Here is a 20,152-nt window from a genome sequence, read left to right as displayed (position 1 = left end):
CGATCCGGCTCAATCCCAGCTACAGGCCGTGGGCCTGCGGGTTCCTGCGTTACGCCTACTTCATGGCCGGCCGCTACAAGGATGCGCTCCAGGTGATGGAGCGGCAGACGCCGGACAATTACACGCGGCTCGCCTGGGTGCAGCGGGCAGCGAGCTTCGCCATGCTGGGGCGGTCGGAGGAAGCACAGGCGACGCTCGGCGAGGCCTTGAAACGTCATCCCGCCCTGACGATCGAGGGATTTGTCAGCGACCCGAGTTTCAACGACACCGAACGCGAGCACCTGATCAGGACGATGCGATCCGCCGGCTTCCCGGCCTGCGCCACGCCCGAGGCACTCGCCCGCTTGGCGCAGCCGGTGCGCCTGCCGGAGTGCGTCAAGTCATAGGGGATGTCGAGGATGGCCGGCGAGTGACGTGCCGCGAGGCTTGTGAATGGCCGGTTCTGGCACTGGGCTGACCTTATCCCAAGTTCCGCGATTGCGCGCTGAGCGGACCTTCACTTGATCCGCTCTACGCAACACTTTGACCCGATCCAGACGTTCCATCAAACGCCAATCGGTGGGGCGGGCTCACTCCGGCATTCCCAGCTTGCGCCATGCTTCGTAGATCCGCGTCCGCTGGGCCAGGTAGCCCGGATGCTCGGATTGCTCCAGGGCCTTGTAGCGCGTCAACGTCATCCACGGCACCGCACGCAACCACCTCTCCATAGGCTCACGAGCCTCGGCCTCGCGTCCCATGAACACGTAGGCCGCCGCCAGCCAGCCATAGGAACTCGGAAAACCCGGATCGGCATCGATCGCTCTCTGGAACGTCTCGAGGGCTGCCGCATCTTGTCCTTGGTGCAACTGTGCCACGCCAATGTACAGCAGCCAATACACCAGGAAAGGATCGCGCGGACTGAGGCGGATGCCCTGCTGCACATAGGTTTCTGTCTTCTCCGGCTGGCCGAGAAGAGTCCAGTTCCAGCCCATCTCGGTGTAGGCTGCGGCGAGATTGCGATTGAGGGTCGCTGCCCGTTCGGCCGCCACGATGGCCTCCTGGCTGCGCCTCTGCGCCCGGCGCAGCAACGCCTTGTACTGGTGAGCCTGGGCGTTATCGGGCGTCATCGCAATGGCACGCCCTATCAGCTCATCGGCCCTTTGCAGGTGATCTCCGTACGCATCGGTCCAGCGGTTGATCACGTCCCGGATGTGGGTGAAGCCCAGTCCCGTAAGCGCACTCACCGCCTGCGGATCCACCGTGAGCGCCTCCTCGAACAGGCGCCGCGCCGCCGCATTGTTGTCCCGGGTCTGGCTCGCGTAGATCAGCGCCCAGCCGCGCATGGCCAGATCCGTCGCATCGGGATTGCTGGGGCGCTCCCGCTGACCGCGGCGGCTCTCAATGTCGATGAGCTTGACCCTGAGCGCGGAGGCGATCCCCGCCGTGATCTCGTTCTGCATCTCGATCAAGTCAGCGCGCGTGCGATCGAACCGATCCGCCCACAGATGGGCCCCGGTCTCGGCGTCGATAAGCTGGGCATTGACTCGCATCAGGTCGCCGCTGCGCCGAACGCTGCCTTCGAGCACATAGCGCACGCCGAGGTCGCGGCCGATCTGTCGGATGTCCACGGGCTTGTTCTTGTAGGTGAAGGCGGTGTTGCGCGCGATGACGAAGCTGCCGTCGATGCGTGACAGGTCTGCTGTGAGATCCTCCGTCAGGCCATCGGCGAAGTATTCCTGGTCCGGATCGCCGCTCAAATTATCAAAGGGGAGAACGACCAGGGACAGGCGGGATGCGGCACGACTTGGATCGCCGGTCCCATCCACAGTGCTCGGTGCCGCTGCCGCGACAGGGACCTCCGATGGTCCTTGGTTCCTGGCAAGGAAGAAACCGGTGCCACCGAAAGCGACGAGGGCTGCGGCCGCGGCGGCAGGAACGGGCCAGAGACGACGGCCTGTCGGCTCGGGGGACGCTTCAGCCGCGTAGGTGTCAAAGTGGACCCGATAGCACCGGACTGGCCGGGCGATGTTGCGCACGCTTTGCTCCCCCAGATCCTCGAACCCGACGGGCAGCCGGTCACGGACCTGATCACGAACCGAGCGGGAGATGCAGATGCCGCCAATATCAGCCAAGGCTTGCAGGCGCGCAGCGATGTTGACGCCATCGCCCAGGACATCGCCTTCCTCGATGACCACGTCGCCCAGATTAATGCCGATCCGGAACCGGATGCGGTCCTCTTCTGGGAGGGATGCCTCGCGACCAGCCATGGTGAGCTGGAGCTCGGCGGCGCAGCGGACCGCCTCGACAGGACTAGAGAACTCGACGAGCAGGCCGTCGCCCATGGTCTTGACAATCCGCCCGCCATGCCGGTCGATGGCTGGATCGATCAGAGCTCGGCGGTACGCCTTCAGGCGCGCGATCGTGCCTTCCTCGTCGAGCCCGATCAGCCGCGAGTAGCCCGCCACGTCGGCGCACACGATGGTCACCAGCTTGCGCTCCATAGAGCGCTCCATGAAGCGGTTCAAACCGCCGTCTGAAGCCTACGCCCAGGGCATCGGCGGGGGAAGACATTGCCCGCGCCGCGACCTGCGGAGGGCGCAACCTTGCGACCCAAACGGCAGCTCTTGGCGCTCTTGGGACATATGTGCTTGGTCCGCTTCGGCTCTCAAGAGCCGACGTTCGTTGAGCGTCCTGAATGTGAAATTTTGACCCACTCCGGATCTTCCGGGACCGCAGCATGGATAAATCAGGTGGGCGTAGACTGATTTCACGCCCACTCCACATGTCGCGCGGGATGCCCCAACCAACTCTTGCTCGGCCCCTCATCGATCAAGGGACTTCAGGATACGTTTACACCAATGGGCGCGGCTGGCTGGCGAAGCCCCGATCGGACGGTGCAAGGATCAGAATTTCTCCGGACCTGCCTCTCGGGGCTTCGCGGCTGATCTCGCGCCACTCGCTCATCGCGCCGGCCCGGGCGATGGTCGCGTCTGAGGCCAGCAAGGGGGCGGCAAACCGCTTGGTCGCCTGTTCGATCCGAGCCGCAACGTTGACCACGTCGCCCAACACCGTGAACTCCAATCGCCCCGATGCTCCCAACACACCGCAGAAAGCTATCCCCGTATGAAGGCCGATGCCTACCCGGACAGGCAGGTGGAAGCGCCGCTTCGCGTTCCAGCGCGCAATGAGCCGGACGATCTCCTTGGCACATCCGATGGCGTTTGGCGTCATCCGGCCCTGGCTCGGGAACCCCAAAGATCAGGAGCGCTCCGTCTCCGATAAACTTGTCGACGATTCCGCCATACGCCTGCGCTGCTTGCATCACCCGGCGCCGAAAAGCCGAGACAAAGATCGATAACCGTTCCGGATCCATGTGCTCGGCCAGGGCGGTCGAGTCCCGAAGGTCGACGAACAACACGGTGATCTCCTGCCGTCGGCCACTCCGCCAGGCATCGAGAGTGCGCCCCACCATGAGAGGAGCGATCTCGGCCGGCAGAAACCGCGCTAGGCTCGCCCGCTCATCGGCCTCCCTCACCGCACGATGCAGCAGGCGGCGGGCCCGCAGCGTGACCAGCGCAGTGATCGCGCCGGTCAGGGCCAGGATAAGGGTTCGGGTCAGGTTGGCCGGAAGGGAGAGCAGATCGGCGGCGCCAGAGGCCGCGAGCATTGCTTCCTCCGCAGGTCGCAGGAAGGTGCTTGTCTCGAAATCTGCGGCGACCAGCCCGAGTCCAATCACCAGCAGTCCCGTGGCCCACAGTTGAACGCCTGGACGATAGCGGAAGGCCCCAGTGGCGAGGATGAGAGGCGCGGCCCAGATGGCCGGAACGGCGGCGATCCAATTGCCCACGAGGTCGGCGTCACGGAGCGTGACTCCGACCAGCAGGAGGATGATGGCGGCGTCCCCGGACGTGGACGCGAATGCCATCCATGGCGCGTACCAACCGGTGCGCACGAGCACGAGGGATGCCACACCAAGCGCCAGTAACGTGCCCACGGCCAGCCCGGCCAGTCCGAGCCGCCGCAGAATGTCGAGGTCGCCGGCGACCACCGCGATCCGGCTCGAGATCAACAGGCTTCCCGCCAACGCCAGGGCGAGCGCGATGCGAACCCAGGCCGTGGTGAGCTCCGCCTCATTCTCCGCATCCCTCAGAAGGGGAGTGATGGCGTCTGCGTGGATGTCGTCCATGTGCATCACCATTCGCGAGACCGATGAAGGCTTTGCATTGTGTCCGTCAGGGCTCAGCGCGTAAATCGGCTTCTGGCGGGGACTGCTGCTTGAGGCAGTGCGCAAGATCAACGCTCTCCCGGGCACCACGCCATGCGCAATGCTCAGCGACAATCCTGGTGACCTATGGCCCAGGTGCTGTCCTACGGCTTCTCAGGGTTTACCTGATGGTATCTCGTCGCGGCCTTGATCGTCTCACGTCGACAACGCGAGGACAGAGCCTCCCTCAAGCCCCATCTGCGGGTGTGAGATTTGAGGTGCGGGAAGCACATCATGCCATTGGGTGGGGCAAGGGTTTTCCATCGGATTGCTTGAGGCTTTCACGTCGGCGGTTGAAGTCACCCGATCTACTCGACGCAAGAACGAGCAGGGAGAGCGGCGACCGCGGCACAAAGATGTTGCGTCGTCAGTTCAACCACGCGCGAGATGGCGATCCCAACCGCATCGCTTCCTGCTCGGCCGCCAGGGCTTGCAAGGCGAACCATCGGGCCTCAAGCTCGCGCAGGCGCGCTGCGGCGCGATCATAGATCGCCGTCGCCACCTGCTCCTCTCGGAGAATGTCGTCCGTCAGGCTGGATCCCAGCTTGTCCCAGACGCGGCTCAAACCAAGAAGCGCTCGACCATATTCAAGCTCCGCGTGACAGAGTTCCTCATCTGCCCTGTCAAGGGCCGGCTGCGACACGAACGGGGTGGAGGAACGGGTGATAATCGGTTGCGGGGCAGGGGCCGGCACTCGGGCCCTTCGGGGATGGGCGCTAACCGAGCCAACCAAAAGCTCGCGGGACTGCTCGATGACACGATGTGAATCCGCGATGACTTTCTCGGCCCTTTCGAGGACATTCGTGTTTGCTCAAGACGCAGACGTGCGGCGCGGATCGTGCCATTTGCGTTGTCCGGCCGGGTGCGGTGATCAATGTCTGCCGTGCTCATTCATGCCGCGCTTTCCCGAAAGGGCCTCCCGTCGCCCTTTGTGGGACCAAGAGGTCCGGGGGATCAACCTATAATCGCGTGCGGCCGGCAAAAGGAAACAGCCTGGCTGCACTGCGTGCGGGAAAAAGGGATAGATCATCCCCACACATTGGCCCCGATTGTCTATTCACCTCAAGGGCGTTCAAGGGGCTGAGTTCTCGGACGACATCCGGCGGCCGCTTGCGGCCAGCCCGGTGGAGACGTGCGGAGGCGCAAGCCTCGATCCACCGCCATGCCAGCGGACTATCGCTGAGGCCCCATGAGGGTGAATGCATGCTCGGCACAGAACACGTGGCTGTGAAGGTTCGCGATCCACTGCCGGCCCGCCGCCGTCACGTTCAGGTAGGCAATCGCTTCACCTAAGTGAGGCGAGACGTGGGTCCAGTAGAAGTCGGGAAATCGCTCGACCAAGTCGGCCGGGGAGGCGTAGCCGAGCTGGCGGTTGAGGCCGATCTCCTCGAATTCATAGAACAGGGCATTGGCCTTCTTCAGGTAAAGAGGGTCGCCGAGCTGCCCGATCAGGTCAGCCACCTGGACCAGCCGCCCCTCCCGGTTCTCCGGCGCATCGGCGGAGGGCTGGCTCGTGGGGAAGCGGGTGAATTCGACCGCACGCGCCACCCGCTCGGCATCGAGCAACGGCGAGCCTGCCAGCCGCTCCATGACGAAGAGCTTTGAGCGGTCGACGTGATAGGGGGCGAGCGCCGCATCCGATGCCCCGCGCGGCAGCGTCACGGTTGCCCCATTCGCGTCCACTACACAGCGGTCCTGCCCGTCGCCCTTCAGGATGCCGCGGACATAGCCGATGTCATGCAGCAGGCAGGCGACGATCAGGTGCGAGTAGTCGTCCGGCTCCAGGCGTTCGGTCAGGATCCGGCCATGGAGGATGTCCCGCCCGACCAGCGTGACCAGGAAGGTATGCTCGACGTTGTGGTAGAGGGCATCGCTCCGGCCGAGGCATTCCAGGGCCATGCGTGCGGCGCCGTCGAGGCGCTCGGCCTTGTCCTGGTGCGCCGAGCCGAACAGGCGGCGAAAGTCGCTTGCGATGTGCCTCCCGAGTTCATCCGCCATGATTGCCGGCATGGTCATCATGCAAGCCTCCCGGGTGTAGGTCGTCCTCGGCAGGAGACTATAACCGAGTTTGCGTGGAAATCCCGCGACGCTTGATCCAAGGACGTCGATCTCTGCGATCACCCTACCGCAAGCCGACAATGTCGATCCCGCCGCTCGCACCGACCTCAGTTCCGACGGCCGCCTTGACATCGTCAAAGTCCCTGAAGAACCGCATCGTGCATCATGGTCATCGAGGCTACCGCCGCAGTCGCGACTTCTGCACCGAGCCCTCGTCGCGCGATGAACGCGACAATGCCCCTTCACCCTCGGGTTATGTGCTGACGGTACGATCAGGCGCATGGGTCTGGGCTCAAGCGAGGAGGCCAGCGATGCCCCAGGAAGAGACCACCATGTACTCGCATCTGAGAACACCACGGGCGGCTGCCGTTGCCGGCATCGTCTTTTCCATCCTGTTGATCATCATCTTTTGGATCTTCCGGAGCGCGGTTCCCGCCGATCCATTGGATCCTGGCACCTGGCTGGCCGATGGCTCCGGGCACGTGGCGCTGGCACTGAATCTCATTCCCTTTGCGGGCATCGCCTTCCTGTGGTTCATCGGCGTGCTGCGCGACCGCCTCGGTCCGAAGGAGGATCGCTTTTTCGCGACAGTGTTTCTGGGGAGCGGCCTGTTGTTCTTGGCGACCCTGTTCGTTGCAGCGACAATTGTCGGCGCCTTGCTGCTCATTGCCCCCTCTACCGAGATGACCGGAACGAGTCCCACTCCGACGTTCCGTCTCGGACGCGCGGTCGCCGACGTCCTGTTCAACGTCTATGCGATCAAGATGGCCGGTGTCTTCATGATCTCGACGTCCACGGTCGTGATCTACACCGCGATCGCCCCCCGATGGATGGCGGCGACCGGCTATGCGCTGGCTGCACTGGTGCTTCTCGGCAGCTTCTATCTCAACTGGAGCATCATGGTCCTGCCCATCTGGGTGCTGCTGATCAGCGTGCATATCCTGATCGATAACTTGCGCGGGCGAGACAGCAATCCCCACCCGCCATAGAGCAAGACCCTGGCGCATCATGAGGCGCGAAGAGCCGGGGTGCGTTTCCACGCAGTGCGCGAGGGAGTGCTCAAGCACCCGAGCCCCGAAGAGTGTTTCCCGCGCGGGCTCGATCCTGCTGCGGCAACCGACCGGGCATTGCCACGTTAGCAAGAGACCCCTTCGCGGGCGATCACAGCCCGCGCAGAGGCCGAAGACCAGCATCCAGAAGAGGAGCGGCAGATGTACAAGCTCGCTTTAGTTCTGTGTGCCTGCGTAGCGATGGCAGCCTGTTCACCGACGACGACCGGAACCGCGGCGGGGGCCGCCACCGGGGCGGTGGTCGCCGGTCCCGTCGGCGCGGTGGTCGGCGGCGTCGGCGGCGCAGCCGTGGGTACCGCCGCAGGTGCCCGGACCGCCCAAGCTTCTCCGGGTTACTGCTACATGTACGACCCGAACGGCCGCATGATGATGGATGCGTCCGGGCAGCCGCGGCTCCGTCGCTGCTAGCGGACGTGCGGAACCCCGGCCCCTTGCTCTCAGGGCCGGACGTCGATCACTTGGTGGGCCGAAGGCCGTCCTGCTCAACGCTCTTCGGCCCGAATACTAGGATGCCAATGCCGCCACCCGCTTGGCTCGTGACCTGACCTTCGGCCGGCACGGCCCGATCAGGTCGGCGCGCACCGTGAAGGCGTCCGGGTCCGTCCGCTCTGGGGCCGGGGCGTCGTAGATGACAATCAGGCCCCCGGGACCTGCCTCCGGCCAGTGATCGATGCCCTCGGGGTGATCGGCGTGCAACCGATACGGCAGTTCGGCGACCGTCTCGATACGGTCTGGGGCGATGACGCCGGAGACGTCGTCGCGAACCGCATCCCGCCAGCGCAGCACGAAGGCCGGTCCTTCCAGGGACATCGTGGGCCCGACCAGCAGAAGGAGGTCATCGCCGTCGAACCGCATGTCGCGGATGCCGAGACCGCGCGTGTCGAGCAGGTGCTTGCGGTAGCGCCGCTCACTCTCGATGCGGCGTGCCTTGAGCCGGCCCAGCGCCTTTTCCCCGATCTCCAGATCGAGCACCGCCGCGTGGCCCCGCAACACCGGGCCACGCAGGCCGAGCCAGATCCGGTCTCCGCGCACCGCCAGCCCCTCGACGTCGAACCCGTTCTCCTTGGCGGAGATTGAGAGGAAAGGGCCGAGATGCGGATCATCGGCGAGCCAACGGGTGAGGGCGCTGCTCCTCTTGTCGAACTTGATCCAGGCGGCTTGGCGCTTGCCGTTCGAGCGGGTGGGCATGAACAAACCTGGCGCCTCCTCGACGAGTGGGATCCGGCCCAGGAAGTGCCGGTTCGGCTCGCGGTTCACCTGTTCCATCCGACGCAGGGCGTCATCGGCGTCGCTCTCGTCGCGCTTCGGCTTGCTGCGCTTGAGCGCATGCGAGCCAACGATCCAGAGAAAGCCGTCCACAACGCACAGACCTTCGATGTCCATTTCACCTTCGGCGCCGGCCGGCAGGTCAATGAGTCCGTCGAGAGCGAAATGCCGATGCTCGCCGAACCGGCCGTCCTTGATGCGCCGCAACCGCTCGACGCTCGCGGTCTCGTCGCAGGCGAGAAAGAGGCTGTCGCCGACACGCGCGACGGCGGACAGATCCTTGTGAAGCGGGTCCTTCAGGTGTTGCAGAGGCCGCCAGTCCGAAAAGGCGAGATCGACCTGTCCGAGAGGTTCGAAATGGCTGGCGTTGGGCATGGTCGTTCCCTCAAGTGGCGCTGACGAGCCTGACGAAAGGCAACCAACAACGGCTCGGCCGCGAGGGGACCGAACCGTCAAATAACCTAGGCCAAAACTGCTTGTGACAAGGGTGCGGTCGAGCCCGCACGGTTCTCTCCGCCGCCGTCGACCAGCCTTGTCGTCAGGTCGCCTCCGAAACATCCCATGCTGCCATCCTCTTGCCTGGATCACTTCCGAGCAGCTTCCTAACAGCGATCGACGGGCGCAGTGTAGGCGTGAGCTTGATGGGAGAATTTCAGCCCCAGGGCCCGCCTTTGGTGTGCTCTAGGACCAAGCCCATCACTCAACTGGCAAGAGGTTGAGTGCTCATCGGGAGGCGCGAATGGAACAGATTCTAATCAATCTGATCGCAGGCGCAGTGGGAGGCGGAGCGGCAGGGAAAGCATCCCCTAACTTTGACCTGGGCACTGCCGGAAACCTTATCGCAGGCGCTGTCGGTGGCGGAGTTCTTGGACAGATCGTGGCCCTTGCAATGCCGGCCATCGGGGCATCCCTTGCAAGCGGCAATTTCAGTGTCGGGGGAGTCCTCGCCAACCTCGTCAGCGGCGGTGCCGGCGGGGCTATTTTGACCGTCCTTATCGGTGCACTCAAGAACAGGGCCGCTTGAGGAGCGCCCTGTTGGAGCGAGTTAGACTTATGCATTCGCCCGTGCCCTCGGCAAACGGGCTCCTGCACTTGTGCTCCTGCCGATCGGAACATCTGCGGCAGGCAAGGGTGGCGACCGGGTCTTCACGACCTATCCCGATATCTCGGTGGCGTTGCTACCGGATTCCGAACCATTCGGGCCACGAAGCTCGCTGACCGAAGGGGAATTCCACGGAAGGCAATCGGAGGTTTTCGATGACCAGTGCCGACGATGTGGGAAAGACGATCCTGCGCAACAAGCTCCTCGGCCGGTGGGCCGCCAAGAAACTGGGAATGACGGGCCGCGATGCGGAGGTCTATTCGGATGCCCTTGCCAGGGGCACGGTCGATCCAGAGTGCAGCGACGTGTTCGGCAAAATCCGCAAGGACTTTGACGCCGCGGGCGTGGTCGAGTCGGACGAACGGATCCTGCACATCATGACCGAGTTCATGCTCAAGGCCGGGAACCTGATGCCGACAGCGCAGGGCGATTCCCTTGATGCCGCAGCGGTGACGCTCGCGCGCAAACTCATGTTGCCATGAAGGCGGCGGCCCGTTTTCCGTAGAGCGATGTCCAGTTCGCGGCTCCCCGAAGGTGTCGTTGCGGATTCCGGGTGATTGAGTTGCCGAGGAGGAGGCGTCATTCGGTGGACGCGAGTCCGAACCGGAGCTCGAGACGCAGCCTGTCAGTAGAGCACTTGCCATAAGCGCGGTGATAATCGTCTGCGTGGAAATTCCTTGATCCAACGTTGGATATCCGAGTGGCTCACCAGGCAAGGGCTGCCGTCGATGCTCCACTCTTTGAAGAGCGCATCGTTTGGCGCGGACCCAGAGGGCCGCGTCAGCGAAAACCGGGCCCACTTTTCACTGACGTGGCCCTTCGGGTCGCTGACGCGGCCCTCTGGGTCCGCACGATGCGCTAGCGGACATTCCGAAGGTTGCAGGAGGGTCGAAAACGGTCAGGACCTTCGGGCCAGAAGACGCACCGTCCCTGTTTTCGGGGGCCGTGCCGTGCAGAGATGCACTATGGATCAGGCCGGGAAGCGGTGAGCTGAAACACCGCTTAGCCGACGCCGAGAGCAGGAACGTCCTTCTCCAGACCCTGCCGACTCTACAGCACCCTCTTCAACAATCTGGATGCTGGCGTCGCCAACCTGGAATCTTGCGTGACGATAAAGGTCGCCTCGTCGACCTTCCAGGGATCGCCACCTGCGCAATCGCTCAGACTCCAAGAACGGGCCTGTTGTTTGCGCTGCCCGCACCGGCAGCGCCAAGACGACCAGGGCTGCCAGGGCTGGCGCCGTTGCTAGGCCGGCAGGACGACCACCTTCGTCTTGACCGAGGTTCGGTCGTAAAGGTGCATCATGTCCTGCGTGAGGAGGCCGACGCAGCCGCTGGTGATGCCGTTGCCGATCGATTCGGCGTCGAGGCTGGCATAGATCGTGTAGAGCGTGTAGGCGCCGTTCTGATAGAGATAGAGCGTGCGGGCGCCGAGCGGATTGTCGAGGCCGCCCGGCATGCCACGGGCCCATTTGGCCGCCTCGGGCTGGCGCCGGATCATCTCCTTGGGCGGGGTCCAGGTCGCCCATTCGCCCTTGCGCCCGACATAGGCGTCACCGCTCCACCGGAACCCGTCACGGCCGACATTGGCGCCATAGCGCGTGGCGTTTCCGTCCTCCTCGATGCGGTAGACGTAGTAATTGCCGGGGTCGACGATGATCGTACCGGGCGCCTCTTTGGTGTCGTAGCGAACGGTCCGGCGATAATATTTCGGATCGACCTTGCTGACATCGATCGCCGGGATCGGGAATTTCTCATCAGGCACCGGCCCGTAGACCTTCGACGCCTCAGCGAGGCTCATGCCGTCGGATGTCACGCAGCCGGCCAGCCCCAGTGCGCCGAGACCGGAGGCCGAGCCGGCCAGAAACGACCGGCGGCTTAGAAGCCCCGTCCGAGGCCCGGGCAAGGCTACCTCGTCTCTCTCGTCAGCATAGGTATTCCCACCGTCCATGATCATGATTTGACAGTTCCCTTGTCCTGTTGCCCGACGAGACAATGCTCCGGCAACCACCCGCTGAACGTCTTGTTGAGCTTAAGATTGCCGTCACACGGCTCGATTGGCAAGCCCGGGCCTTCGCTGTGCGGAGCTTGCCATGCACCAAAGCTGGTCACGTCCACGCGGTCTCGCAGTCTCACGTCGCGTGGCGCTCGGCGTGGCCCGATCTGATAGCCCCGAACCCGGGCCGATCCGCCTGATCGTACCATCCTGATGCACGTCAAGGCACTCGCATTGAATATCTGACCCGCGGGCGGTCATCGACCCAATCTATCGATTCCGCGGGACGTGCTGGGTCGGCTCGATTCCGACCAATGCTATGGTCGGCAAATGGCACTTTCCGGGCCTGAGTTTTATGTCACAGGGGAGGGGCTTAAGGCGGACGTCTTGGAAGGGCGGGGAATTTCCCTCGCCCTCGACTCCATCAGGATCCTGCAATGTTGTCGATCCACTGACCAAACAGGTCAGCCGTGGCCCAAGGACGGTCCGCGATGTGGATCCGGTTTGCCGTCAAAAAATGCAGCAAATCAAGGAGAAGAGATGATTCCAGGTCAGTGGAAAACAGCTCTAGCACGGACGAAATCATCATGAGCTAGTAGAGCAAACATCTCCTGACGGCAGGTCTCGGAGAAGATTTTGCTCATCTGATGTGTTCTAAAAAAAGAACATTTCAGTTGCTTTAACGGACATTTCGGCACGATAATCCATCAGTCATTCAGCTCGAAGCCCAGTCGTGCAGGGGATTTATCGTGACACTCGAAACTCGCTTCAGACGCAAAATCGGCCCTGCGGCCTTGGTGGGGGCCACATTCCTCGGAGCCTTCTCGATATGGAGTACCGGCGCAGTGGCCGCCGGATCCGAGGGCGCGCCCGTAAAGGGGGGCACGCTTGTCTACCTTGAGCAGCAGGCCCATACCAATCTCTATCCGCCGGCGGGCGGATTTTATCCCAATGGTGGCATCCTCAACCAGATCACCGACAAGCTGACCTATCAGAATCCGAAGACGCTCGAGATCGAGCCCTGGATCGCTGAGTCATGGACGGTGAATGCGGATGCGACGGAATACACCTTCAAGATCCGAAAGGGCGTGACATTCTCCGATGGTACGCCGCTCGATGCTGCCGCTGTCGCCAAGAACTACGACACGTTCGGGCGCGGCAACAAGGACCTGAAGCTGCCGATTTCGGAGGTGATCAACAACTACGACCGCAGCGAGGTCATCGACCCGGAGACGGTCAAGTTCACCTTCAAGAAGCCGTCCCCCGGCTTCCTGCAGGGCACCTCCGTGATCGGCTCCGGTCTCGTCTCCCTGAAGACGCTTGCGCTGCCCTATGAGACGCTGGGCGATGCCACGAAGATCATCGGCTCGGGCCCCTTCGTCGTTGCCAGCGAGACGCTTGGGCGTGAACTCACGCTGAAAGCACGTCCCGACTACAATTGGGGACCGGCCAAACTCGAGCACCAGGGCCGCGCCTATCTCGACGAGATCAAATATCTCGTCACCCCCGAAGACAGCGTACGCATTGGCGCGTTGGTGGCAGGGCAGGCCGATGTCATTCGCCAGATCCAGGCTTATGACGAAAAGCAGGTCGAGGATGAAGGATATCTCATCTACGCACCCTCGACCCGCGGTGTGAACAACAGCGTCGTCTTCCGTCCCGACAATCCGCTTGTCGCCGATGTCCGCGTTCGCCGCGCGCTGCTGCAGGCCACCAATACGGATGAGATCGTTGCGACACTGTTCTCGACCAATTACCCGAAGGCGACATCGATCATCGCCAAGACGGCGCTCGGCTATATCGACCTCTCGCCGAAGCTTTCCTACGACCTTGCGAAGGCCAAGCAGCTGCTTGACGAGGCGGGCTGGAAGCTCGGTGCGAACGGCCGGCGACAAAAGGATGGCCAGACGCTGGAACTGTCGGCCTACGAGTCCCTGCCTCAGCCGCAGAACAAGGAGACGTTGCAGCTGGTCGCGCAGCAATGGGAAAAGGTCGGCGTGAAGCTCAATGTTCTCACCGCCGACTCGGGCAGCGCAACGGTGAACAATCTCGATCCCGCCAAAGCGCCAGTTTCGCCGGCCATGGTCGGTCGCGCCGATCCCGACGTGATCAAGAGCCAGTATTACCCGACGAACCGCAACGTCCTCCTGCAGAAGGGCGGAAACAGCGACAAGGTGCAGTCCTTCGCCGACGAGCGGCTGAATGCACTCCTGGATCAGCTTGCCTCCGAGCCGGACCGCACCGAGCGTCTCGCGGTTGCAGGCGAGGTCCAGAACTACGTGGTCGATCAGGCCTACGCCATTCCGATCTTCGAGGAGCCCCAGGCCTTCGCAGCCGCTCCTTACGTGAAGGGCGTGTCCTTCGAAGCCGTCGGTCGTCCCAGCTTCTACAGCACTTGGCTGGCGCCCCGCCGCTAAGGACCGCGTAGAGCCGGCCGGGCATCGCAGAAACGATATCCGGCCGGCCCTCGTCGAACCTCTCGATGATCGGACAGGGATCTCCCATGCCGCGCTACATGATTGGAAGGATCGGGCAGGCGGCCCTCGTGCTCTGGGCCGCGTTCACCGTGTCATTCATCCTGCTGCAGGCCCTGCCGGGCGATGCCATTCTCATCAAGTTCCTCAATCCCGAACTCGGCTTGGGACCTGAACAGATCGCGGATATCCGCGCATCCTATGCGGCGGACAGCCCGCTCTGGGTGCAGTATTTTCATACCGTCGCGAATTTCCTCACCGGACATTTCGGCTATTCCATTCATGCGGGCGTCCCCGTCGGCGATCTGATACTGGCCAACCTGCCACCGACCCTGTGGCTTGCAACACTGGGCTTTCTGCTGTCGGTTGTCGTCGCGATCAGCCTCGCCGCTCTCTCGGCATTGTCGCCCTTCTCGTGGCTGCGCTCGTTCATTCAGTCGATTCCGTCACTCTTCATCTCCACACCCGTGTTCTGGCTGGGGATCCTTCTGATCCAGATCTTCTCGTTTCAGCTGAAACTCATTCCGGTGATCAATCCTGGCCCCTGGCAGGCCCTGATCCTTCCCGTTCTGACACTGGCTGTTCCGATCTCGGCGCCGCTCGCCCAGATCCTGATGCGCAACATCGATCATGTGCTGACGGAACCGTTCGTCGCCGTCGCCCGCGCCAAGGGCGCTTCCCATCGCTGGGTGTTGTGGAAGCATGTGGCGAAGAATGCCGTTCTGCCGACCCTCACCATTGCCGGCATCCTCTTCGGCGAGCTTCTGGCTGGCGCGGTGGTCACGGAAGCGGTGTTCGGCCTCAATGGCCTCGGCGGGCTGACCCAGCGCTCCGTCAACGATCAGGATATCGCGGTGCTTCAGGCGATCGTCGTGTTCTCGGCGGCGGCCTTCGTGCTCATCAATCTCACGGTGGACCTGCTCTACCCCGTTTTCGATCCTCGCCTCAGAGTGAGACAAGGAGCTCTCGCATGACCGGCCTCAACACGATCGGACGCAGCCTGCTGCGCGACGATGCGGATATTCTCAAGAGCTCATCTCCCGGATCGAGGCGCGTTTCCTCGGGTGTGGATTGGCTGAAGGCTATCAGAGGCATTCAGCCTGGCCTGATGTTGTCCTGGTTCGTCATGGCTGTCGTCGTGCTCTGGGCCCTGTTCCCGCAATGGTTCACCAGCTACAGCGCCACCGTCGGGGTTGCGCGCCAGCAGCTTCGTGCGCCGAGTGCCGAGCATTGGCTCGGCACGGATGCGCTCGGACGTGACCTTCTGGCTCGCATCATCTATGGCGCAGGCAATTCGCTCTCGGGAGCCTTCGTTGCGGTCGGCGTCGGCCTCGTGGTCGGCACCACGCTCGGCATCGTTGCGGGGTCGGCGCGCGGCAGGATCGATGGGGCCATCATGCGCGGTGTCGATGTGCTGCTGTCGATCCCTCAGCTTCTCCTGTCGCTCAGCATCGTCATCCTCCTTGGGTTTGGAATCCTCAATGCCGCTATCGCGGTCGGCGTGACCTCGATCGCCAGTTTCGCGCGGCTTGGCCGCTCTGAGGTGGTGAGGGTGCGCGCCAGCGATTATGTGGAAGCGGCCTTCGGCAGCGGTGGGACGTTCGGCCGGGTCCTGCTGCGCCACATTCTGCCGAACTCTCTCACGTCCGTTATCGCGTTCGCAGCCCTGCAGCTCGGCTGGGCCATTCTGACCATCTCCACGCTGGGCTTTCTCGGATACGGCGCGCCCCCGCCGACGCCGGAATGGGGCCTGCTGATCGCCGAGGGGCGGAATTACATCGCGCGGGCGTGGTGGCTGACGACCGTTCCCGGCGTCGTGGTGATCCTCGTCGTCCTGTCGGCGAACCGCATCAGCCAGTCCTTCGGAAGGGCCAAAGCATGACCACGGCGATCAACATCAGGCCTGCGCCTGCGGACGTCTCGAAATTGCCCGTTCTCGAGATCAGCAATCTCGCCGTGGGCTATCGCGGCAGCGACGGGTTTCAGCGTGTCGTCCACGAGGTTTCTCTCCTGGTGCGGCCGGGCGAAGTCGTGGCCCTCGTCGGCGAGTCGGGCTCCGGAAAGACCACGACCGCGCAGGCGGTGATCGGACTTCTGGCAGAGAATGGCCGCTTGGAGACTGGCGCTGTCCGGCTCAACGGCACTGACGTTGCGGGCTGGTCGCAGAGGCAGCTCGACACCATCCGCGGCAGCAAGATCAGCCTGATCCCGCAGGATCCGACGAGTTCGCTCAACCCGGTCAAGACCATCGGCGCCCAGGTCGCCGAAGTGCTTCAGATCCACCGGCAGGGCAGCAGGGCGGAAATCGAAGCCCGCGTGATCGAACTTCTGGCGCGCGTCGGCCTCTCCCAGCCGGAGCTGCGCGCCAAACAATTTCCGCACGAATTGTCGGGCGGCATGCGACAGCGCGTCTTGATCGCTATCGCGATTGCCCTGCGTCCGGCGCTGATCATCGCCGACGAGCCCACCAGCGCGCTCGACGTGACGGTGCAGAAGCGCATCCTCGATCTGATCGATGAGCTGCGCCGCGAATACGGCACGGCCGTTCTGCTGGTGACGCACGACCTGGGTGTCGCGGCCGACCGGGCCAATCACATCGTGGTGCTGAAAGGCGGGCGCGTTCAGGAGCAGGGACCGACCGCCGAGGTCCTGGCCTCCCCACGCAGCGAGTATACGCGCAAGCTCCTGGCCGATGCTCCCTCTCTCGGCAGGGCTCGTGCCGTTCCCGGGAACAGATCCTCGCGCGTTGGCGGGAGCGACGATGCCATTGTTGTCGAGAGCCTCGTGCAGGATTTCTCCATCGGAGGCCGCCGGGAGGGGTTCCGTGCAGTGGATGGCGTTTCCTTCACTGTGCAGAGGGGAACGACACACGCCATCGTCGGCGAATCCGGCTCAGGCAAGACGACGACCGCGCGCAGCATCGTCGGCTTTCAGAAGCCCACATCGGGGCGAATCCTCGTCGACGGCATCGATGTCACCACGCTGCGCGGGGAAAAACTGCGCCAGTTCCGCAAGACGATTCAGCTCGTCTATCAGAACCCCTTCGTCTCGCTCGATCCGCGGCAAACCATTTTCCAGATCGTCGAGGAGCCGCTTCTGAACTTCGATCCTCTGCCGCGAGAGGATCGGGCGAAGAAGGTCCATGCGATTCTGGAGCGCGTCGGTCTCCCTCAATCGGTTCTGGGTCGCAAGCCACGCGCCCTTTCCGGAGGGCAGCGGCAGCGTGTCGCCATCGCCCGCGCGCTGGTGCTCGATCCGCAGGTGCTGGTGCTGGACGAGGCCGTCTCGGCTCTCGACGTCACGGTGCAGGCGCAGATCCTGGCGCTTCTCGACGAACTCCAACAGGCCTTTGGGCTGACCTATCTCTTCATCTCCCACGACCTCGCGGTGGTTCGCCAGATCTCGGATACGGTCTCGGTCCTCCACAATGGCCGTCAGGTCGACGGCGGTCCTGTCGAGGATGTGTTCCTGCGCCCGGGCAGCCCCTACACGCGCGAACTCATCAGCGCGATCCCCGGACAACGCGGCACCAGCCAGCACTAATTGCAAAGATCAAGCGGAGCAAACCGATGGCAATTTCCTCGCAACCCAAAAGGCTCGGCTTCTTCACCCGTCTGCTGGATGAGGCGAGTGCAGGCGAGCGTTATCGCCTCGCGTCCGAGCAGATCATCCATGCGGAGCGGCACGGATTCGACTCGGCCTGGGTTGCCCAGCACCATTTCCATGAGGCGGAAGGCGGGCTTCCTTCGCCTCTTGTCTTCCTGTCCCATGTGGCGGCGCGGACCTCGAACATACGCCTCGGCACGGGCATCATCACCCTGCCGCTCGAAAACCCCGTTCGAGTGGCGGAAGATGCGGTCGTGCTGGATCTTTTGTCCGCCGGCCGCCTCGAGGTCGGCGTCGGGACCGGCGGTACACCCTCGTCCTTCACGGCCTTCGGCCTGGACAGCGCCAGCCGCTCCGAAATCTATGAGCGGCATCTCGCTATTCTGCGGAACGCCTGGAGCGGCGGGCGCTTCGAGGGCGGGGATTCTCTCTATCCGGCCGCGCCGGACCTCAATGATCGCGTCTGGCAGGCGACCTTCTCCGTCGGGGGCGGGATTCGCGCCGGCAAGGCCGGCGACGGCCTCATGCTCTCCCGCACGCAGCCGCGACCGAAGGATACGCCGCACGCGTCGCTCGCTGACATTCAGCACCCCATCATCGATGCCTATCTTGAGGCGCTGCCGGAGGGCCGGGAGCCTCGCGTCGTCGCGTCGCGTTCGCTGTTCGTCGCGGACAGCAGGGAGGAGGCCCTGCGCCTCGCAGAGAAGGGATTGCGTCGCGTCGTGGCCGATTTCGCGGCCAAGGGGCACGTGATCCCTGGCGACACCCTGATGGACATCATTGCCGCTCTCGACACGCATGTGGGCACGCCCCAGGACGTGATCGAAAGTCTCAACCGGGACACCACACTGCCAATGGTGACGGATCTCGTGTTTCAGGTCCATTCGGTCGACCCGCCGCACGAATACATCCTGCGGTCGATTGAACTGATCGCGAGCGAGGTCGCTCCGGCTCTCGGCTGGCAGAAGCCTGCAGCCAAACCTGAAAAGCGCGTTGCCCTCGTGCGTTGACCCAACCACGCCAACAACCGGAATGTGAGAAGACCATGAGCACAATCATATCGGATGTGATCGATCATCTTGCCGGAATCCAGCCGGGTTCCAGCCTCGACACGTTGCGCGATCAGCGGCCGCAGGCCCGGGAGAACGCGCAGAAGAGCTTTCTGGCGCTGTTCGAGCCGGAGTTCCCCGGCAATGTCACGGCTATCGAGCGTTATGCCATCGCCACGTTCGTGGCAGGTCTGCATCGGCAATCCCATGTGACCGAGTTCTATGCGGCGTCCTTGCAAAAGCTCGGACATCCCAGGCTTACCGATGCCATCCGGGCGGAGACTGCCCGAGGTTCCGTGGCAGGCCCTTACGGTCGCTATCCGCAAGGCCCTCTCACGGTCGAGGATGAGGAGGGACTGGATTACCAAGTCTCTGCGGACAACAAGGAGCGTCTCGGATCCCGGCTCATTGCCGGCCTGCAGCATGCCCATCTGCTCGTCTTCCATCCCCGTGACGCAAGCCCGGCCGCTCTGCAGAGACTGCTCGATGCCGGCTGGTCGACAACGGATGTGGTGACCCTGTCGCAACTCGTCGCCTTCCTGTCCTTCCAGATTCGCGTCGTCGCAGGGCTGCGCGCCCTGGCGGATGCGTCTGCTGTCGAGAGCGCCGACATCGATCACACGCAGATCTTTACGGGCGTCCTCGCGTCTGGCGCCGTTTGAGAAGGAACAATTCCATGACCGAGACAAACCTGTCGTATCCGGAAAACCGGGAACCCACTGTATTTACGCAGGAGGAATTGGGCTGGTTGCCCTGGCTGGAACCATTTCCTGCGGAACAGCTGACCGAGAGGCACTGGGCTGGCCTCGTCGACGCGTCGCGCGCCAAGTCGCCATACTTCCTTCTGCTCGCCCGCGATCCGGATGTTCTGCAGGCCAGAACGAAGACCGACAAGGATATCTTCTATAACACGAGCAATGGCCTTCCCCGGGCCGAGCGCGAGCTCGCAGCGACGACCACCTCGCGCTCCAATGGTTGCATCTTCTGCGCTTCCGTCCATTCCCGGTTCGCCACGCAATATTCGAAACGGGGTGCCGATGTCCAGCGCCTGCTCGACGAGGGCACTGATGTGGATATCGACCGTCGTTGGAATGCCATCATTGCAGCGTCGGTGGCATTGACCGATACGCCAATCGCGTTTGGTGACAGGCAGGTCAATGAGTTGCGCGCGGCTGGACTCAGCAGTTTAGAGATTGTCGACATCATCAATGGCGCAGCATTTTTCAATTGGGCCAACAGACTGATGCTATCTCTCGGCGAACCAACACCGCCGGCCAAGCCGTAGGTGA

General features: G+C 63.3%; 18 protein-coding genes. 12 read left to right on the top strand and 6 right to left on the bottom strand.

Annotated elements, in window-relative coordinates; genetic code table 11:
* Positions 1-386, top strand: a 386-nt coding sequence (locus tag ACS5Q1_RS31150) for a tetratricopeptide repeat protein (protein ID WP_473101837.1), incomplete at its 5' end; no start/stop codon positions are given.
* Positions 387-569: 183 nt separating this feature from the next.
* On the opposite strand, the gene ACS5Q1_RS31145 is transcribed toward ACS5Q1_RS31150, so the two are convergent.
* From ACS5Q1_RS31145 to ACS5Q1_RS31130, 4 genes are all read right to left on the bottom strand, one after another.
* On the bottom strand, positions 570-2,480 hold the full coding sequence (locus tag ACS5Q1_RS31145; protein WP_473101836.1) for an adenylate/guanylate cyclase domain-containing protein: 1,911 nt from the start codon (positions 2,478-2,480) through the stop codon (positions 570-572).
* 338 nt (positions 2,481-2,818) lie between these two features.
* A complete protein-coding gene (locus ACS5Q1_RS31140) occupies positions 2,819-4,165 on the bottom strand; it encodes an adenylate/guanylate cyclase domain-containing protein (protein ID WP_473101835.1) in 1,347 nt (448 codons plus the stop codon).
* A 445-nt stretch (positions 4,166-4,610) separates the two neighbouring features.
* A complete protein-coding gene (locus ACS5Q1_RS31135; RefSeq protein ID WP_473101834.1) occupies positions 4,611-4,937 on the bottom strand; it encodes a hypothetical protein in 327 nt (108 codons plus the stop codon).
* Positions 4,938-5,416: 479 nt separating this feature from the next.
* On the bottom strand, positions 5,417-6,262 hold the full coding sequence (locus ACS5Q1_RS31130; protein ID WP_473101833.1) for an HD domain-containing protein: 846 nt from the start codon (positions 6,260-6,262) through the stop codon (positions 5,417-5,419).
* 350 nt (positions 6,263-6,612) lie between these two features.
* Here ACS5Q1_RS31130 and ACS5Q1_RS31125 point away from each other — a divergent pair, with 350 nt between their 5' ends.
* Positions 6,613-7,290, top strand: a complete 678-nt coding sequence (locus ACS5Q1_RS31125) for a hypothetical protein (RefSeq protein ID WP_473101832.1) — start codon at positions 6,613-6,615, stop codon at positions 7,288-7,290.
* Positions 7,291-7,512: 222 nt separating this feature from the next.
* Positions 7,513-7,779, top strand: coding sequence for a hypothetical protein (locus ACS5Q1_RS31120; protein WP_473101831.1), 267 nt, complete (start codon positions 7,513-7,515; stop codon positions 7,777-7,779).
* Between the two features lie 96 nt (positions 7,780-7,875).
* Here the strand turns inward: ACS5Q1_RS31120 and ACS5Q1_RS31115 are convergent, their stop codons facing one another.
* Positions 7,876-9,012 carry a DUF3616 domain-containing protein gene (locus tag ACS5Q1_RS31115; protein ID WP_473101830.1) on the bottom strand — a complete coding sequence of 379 codons (1,137 nt, stop codon included), beginning with the start codon at positions 9,010-9,012 and terminating at the stop codon, positions 7,876-7,878.
* Positions 9,013-9,376: 364 nt separating this feature from the next.
* Between ACS5Q1_RS31115 and ACS5Q1_RS31110 the strand changes: the two genes are divergently transcribed.
* Together ACS5Q1_RS31110 and ACS5Q1_RS31105 are read left to right on the top strand one after the other, a co-directional pair.
* Entirely contained in the window at positions 9,377-9,661 is a 285-nt protein-coding gene (locus tag ACS5Q1_RS31110; RefSeq protein ID WP_203439821.1) for a hypothetical protein, read from the top strand.
* Between the two features lie 233 nt (positions 9,662-9,894).
* Positions 9,895-10,221, top strand: coding sequence for an ATPase inhibitor subunit zeta (locus ACS5Q1_RS31105; RefSeq protein WP_473101829.1), 327 nt, complete (start codon positions 9,895-9,897; stop codon positions 10,219-10,221).
* Between the two features lie 763 nt (positions 10,222-10,984).
* On the opposite strand, the gene ACS5Q1_RS31100 is transcribed toward ACS5Q1_RS31105, so the two are convergent.
* Positions 10,985-11,695 carry a L,D-transpeptidase family protein gene (locus ACS5Q1_RS31100; RefSeq protein WP_473101828.1) on the bottom strand — a complete coding sequence of 237 codons (711 nt, stop codon included), beginning with the start codon at positions 11,693-11,695 and terminating at the stop codon, positions 10,985-10,987.
* Positions 11,696-12,483: 788 nt separating this feature from the next.
* On the opposite strand from ACS5Q1_RS31100, the gene ACS5Q1_RS31095 reads away from it, so the two are divergent.
* The 7 genes from ACS5Q1_RS31095 (at position 12,484) to ACS5Q1_RS31065 (ending at position 20,148) form a co-directional block, all read left to right on the top strand.
* A complete protein-coding gene (locus ACS5Q1_RS31095) occupies positions 12,484-14,151 on the top strand; it encodes a TIGR04028 family ABC transporter substrate-binding protein (protein ID WP_473101827.1) in 1,668 nt (555 codons plus the stop codon).
* Positions 14,152-14,237: 86 nt separating this feature from the next.
* Positions 14,238-15,182: an ABC transporter permease gene (locus ACS5Q1_RS31090; RefSeq protein WP_473101826.1), complete on the top strand. Its 945-nt coding sequence runs from the start codon at positions 14,238-14,240 to the stop codon at positions 15,180-15,182.
* Positions 15,179-16,090 (top strand): ABC transporter permease, encoded by a 912-nt coding sequence (locus ACS5Q1_RS31085; RefSeq protein WP_473101825.1) that lies wholly within the window; start codon positions 15,179-15,181, stop codon positions 16,088-16,090. Before ACS5Q1_RS31090 ends, ACS5Q1_RS31085 begins: the two co-directional genes overlap by 4 nt.
* Entirely contained in the window at positions 16,087-17,751 is a 1,665-nt protein-coding gene (locus tag ACS5Q1_RS31080) for a dipeptide ABC transporter ATP-binding protein (RefSeq protein WP_473101824.1), read from the top strand. The genes ACS5Q1_RS31085 and ACS5Q1_RS31080 overlap by 4 nt, the downstream gene beginning before the upstream one ends.
* Before the next feature lie 26 nt (positions 17,752-17,777).
* Positions 17,778-18,824, top strand: coding sequence for a putative FMN-dependent luciferase-like monooxygenase (locus ACS5Q1_RS31075; protein WP_473101823.1), 1,047 nt, complete (start codon positions 17,778-17,780; stop codon positions 18,822-18,824).
* Positions 18,825-18,859: 35 nt separating this feature from the next.
* The gene (locus ACS5Q1_RS31070) at positions 18,860-19,525 is read left to right on the top strand and encodes a CMD domain protein (protein ID WP_473101822.1); all 666 of its coding nucleotides are present in this window, start codon (positions 18,860-18,862) and stop codon (positions 19,523-19,525) included.
* A gap of 14 nt (positions 19,526-19,539) precedes the next feature.
* Positions 19,540-20,148 (top strand): alkylhydroperoxidase domain protein, encoded by a 609-nt coding sequence (locus tag ACS5Q1_RS31065; RefSeq protein WP_473101821.1) that lies wholly within the window; start codon positions 19,540-19,542, stop codon positions 20,146-20,148.
* Positions 20,149-20,152 lie beyond the last annotated feature (4 nt).

The organism is Microvirga sp. GN3 (genome assembly GCF_055792825.1).
Note: the sequence above shows the minus strand (reverse complement) of the source record. Positions and strands in the feature narration are given on the sequence as shown.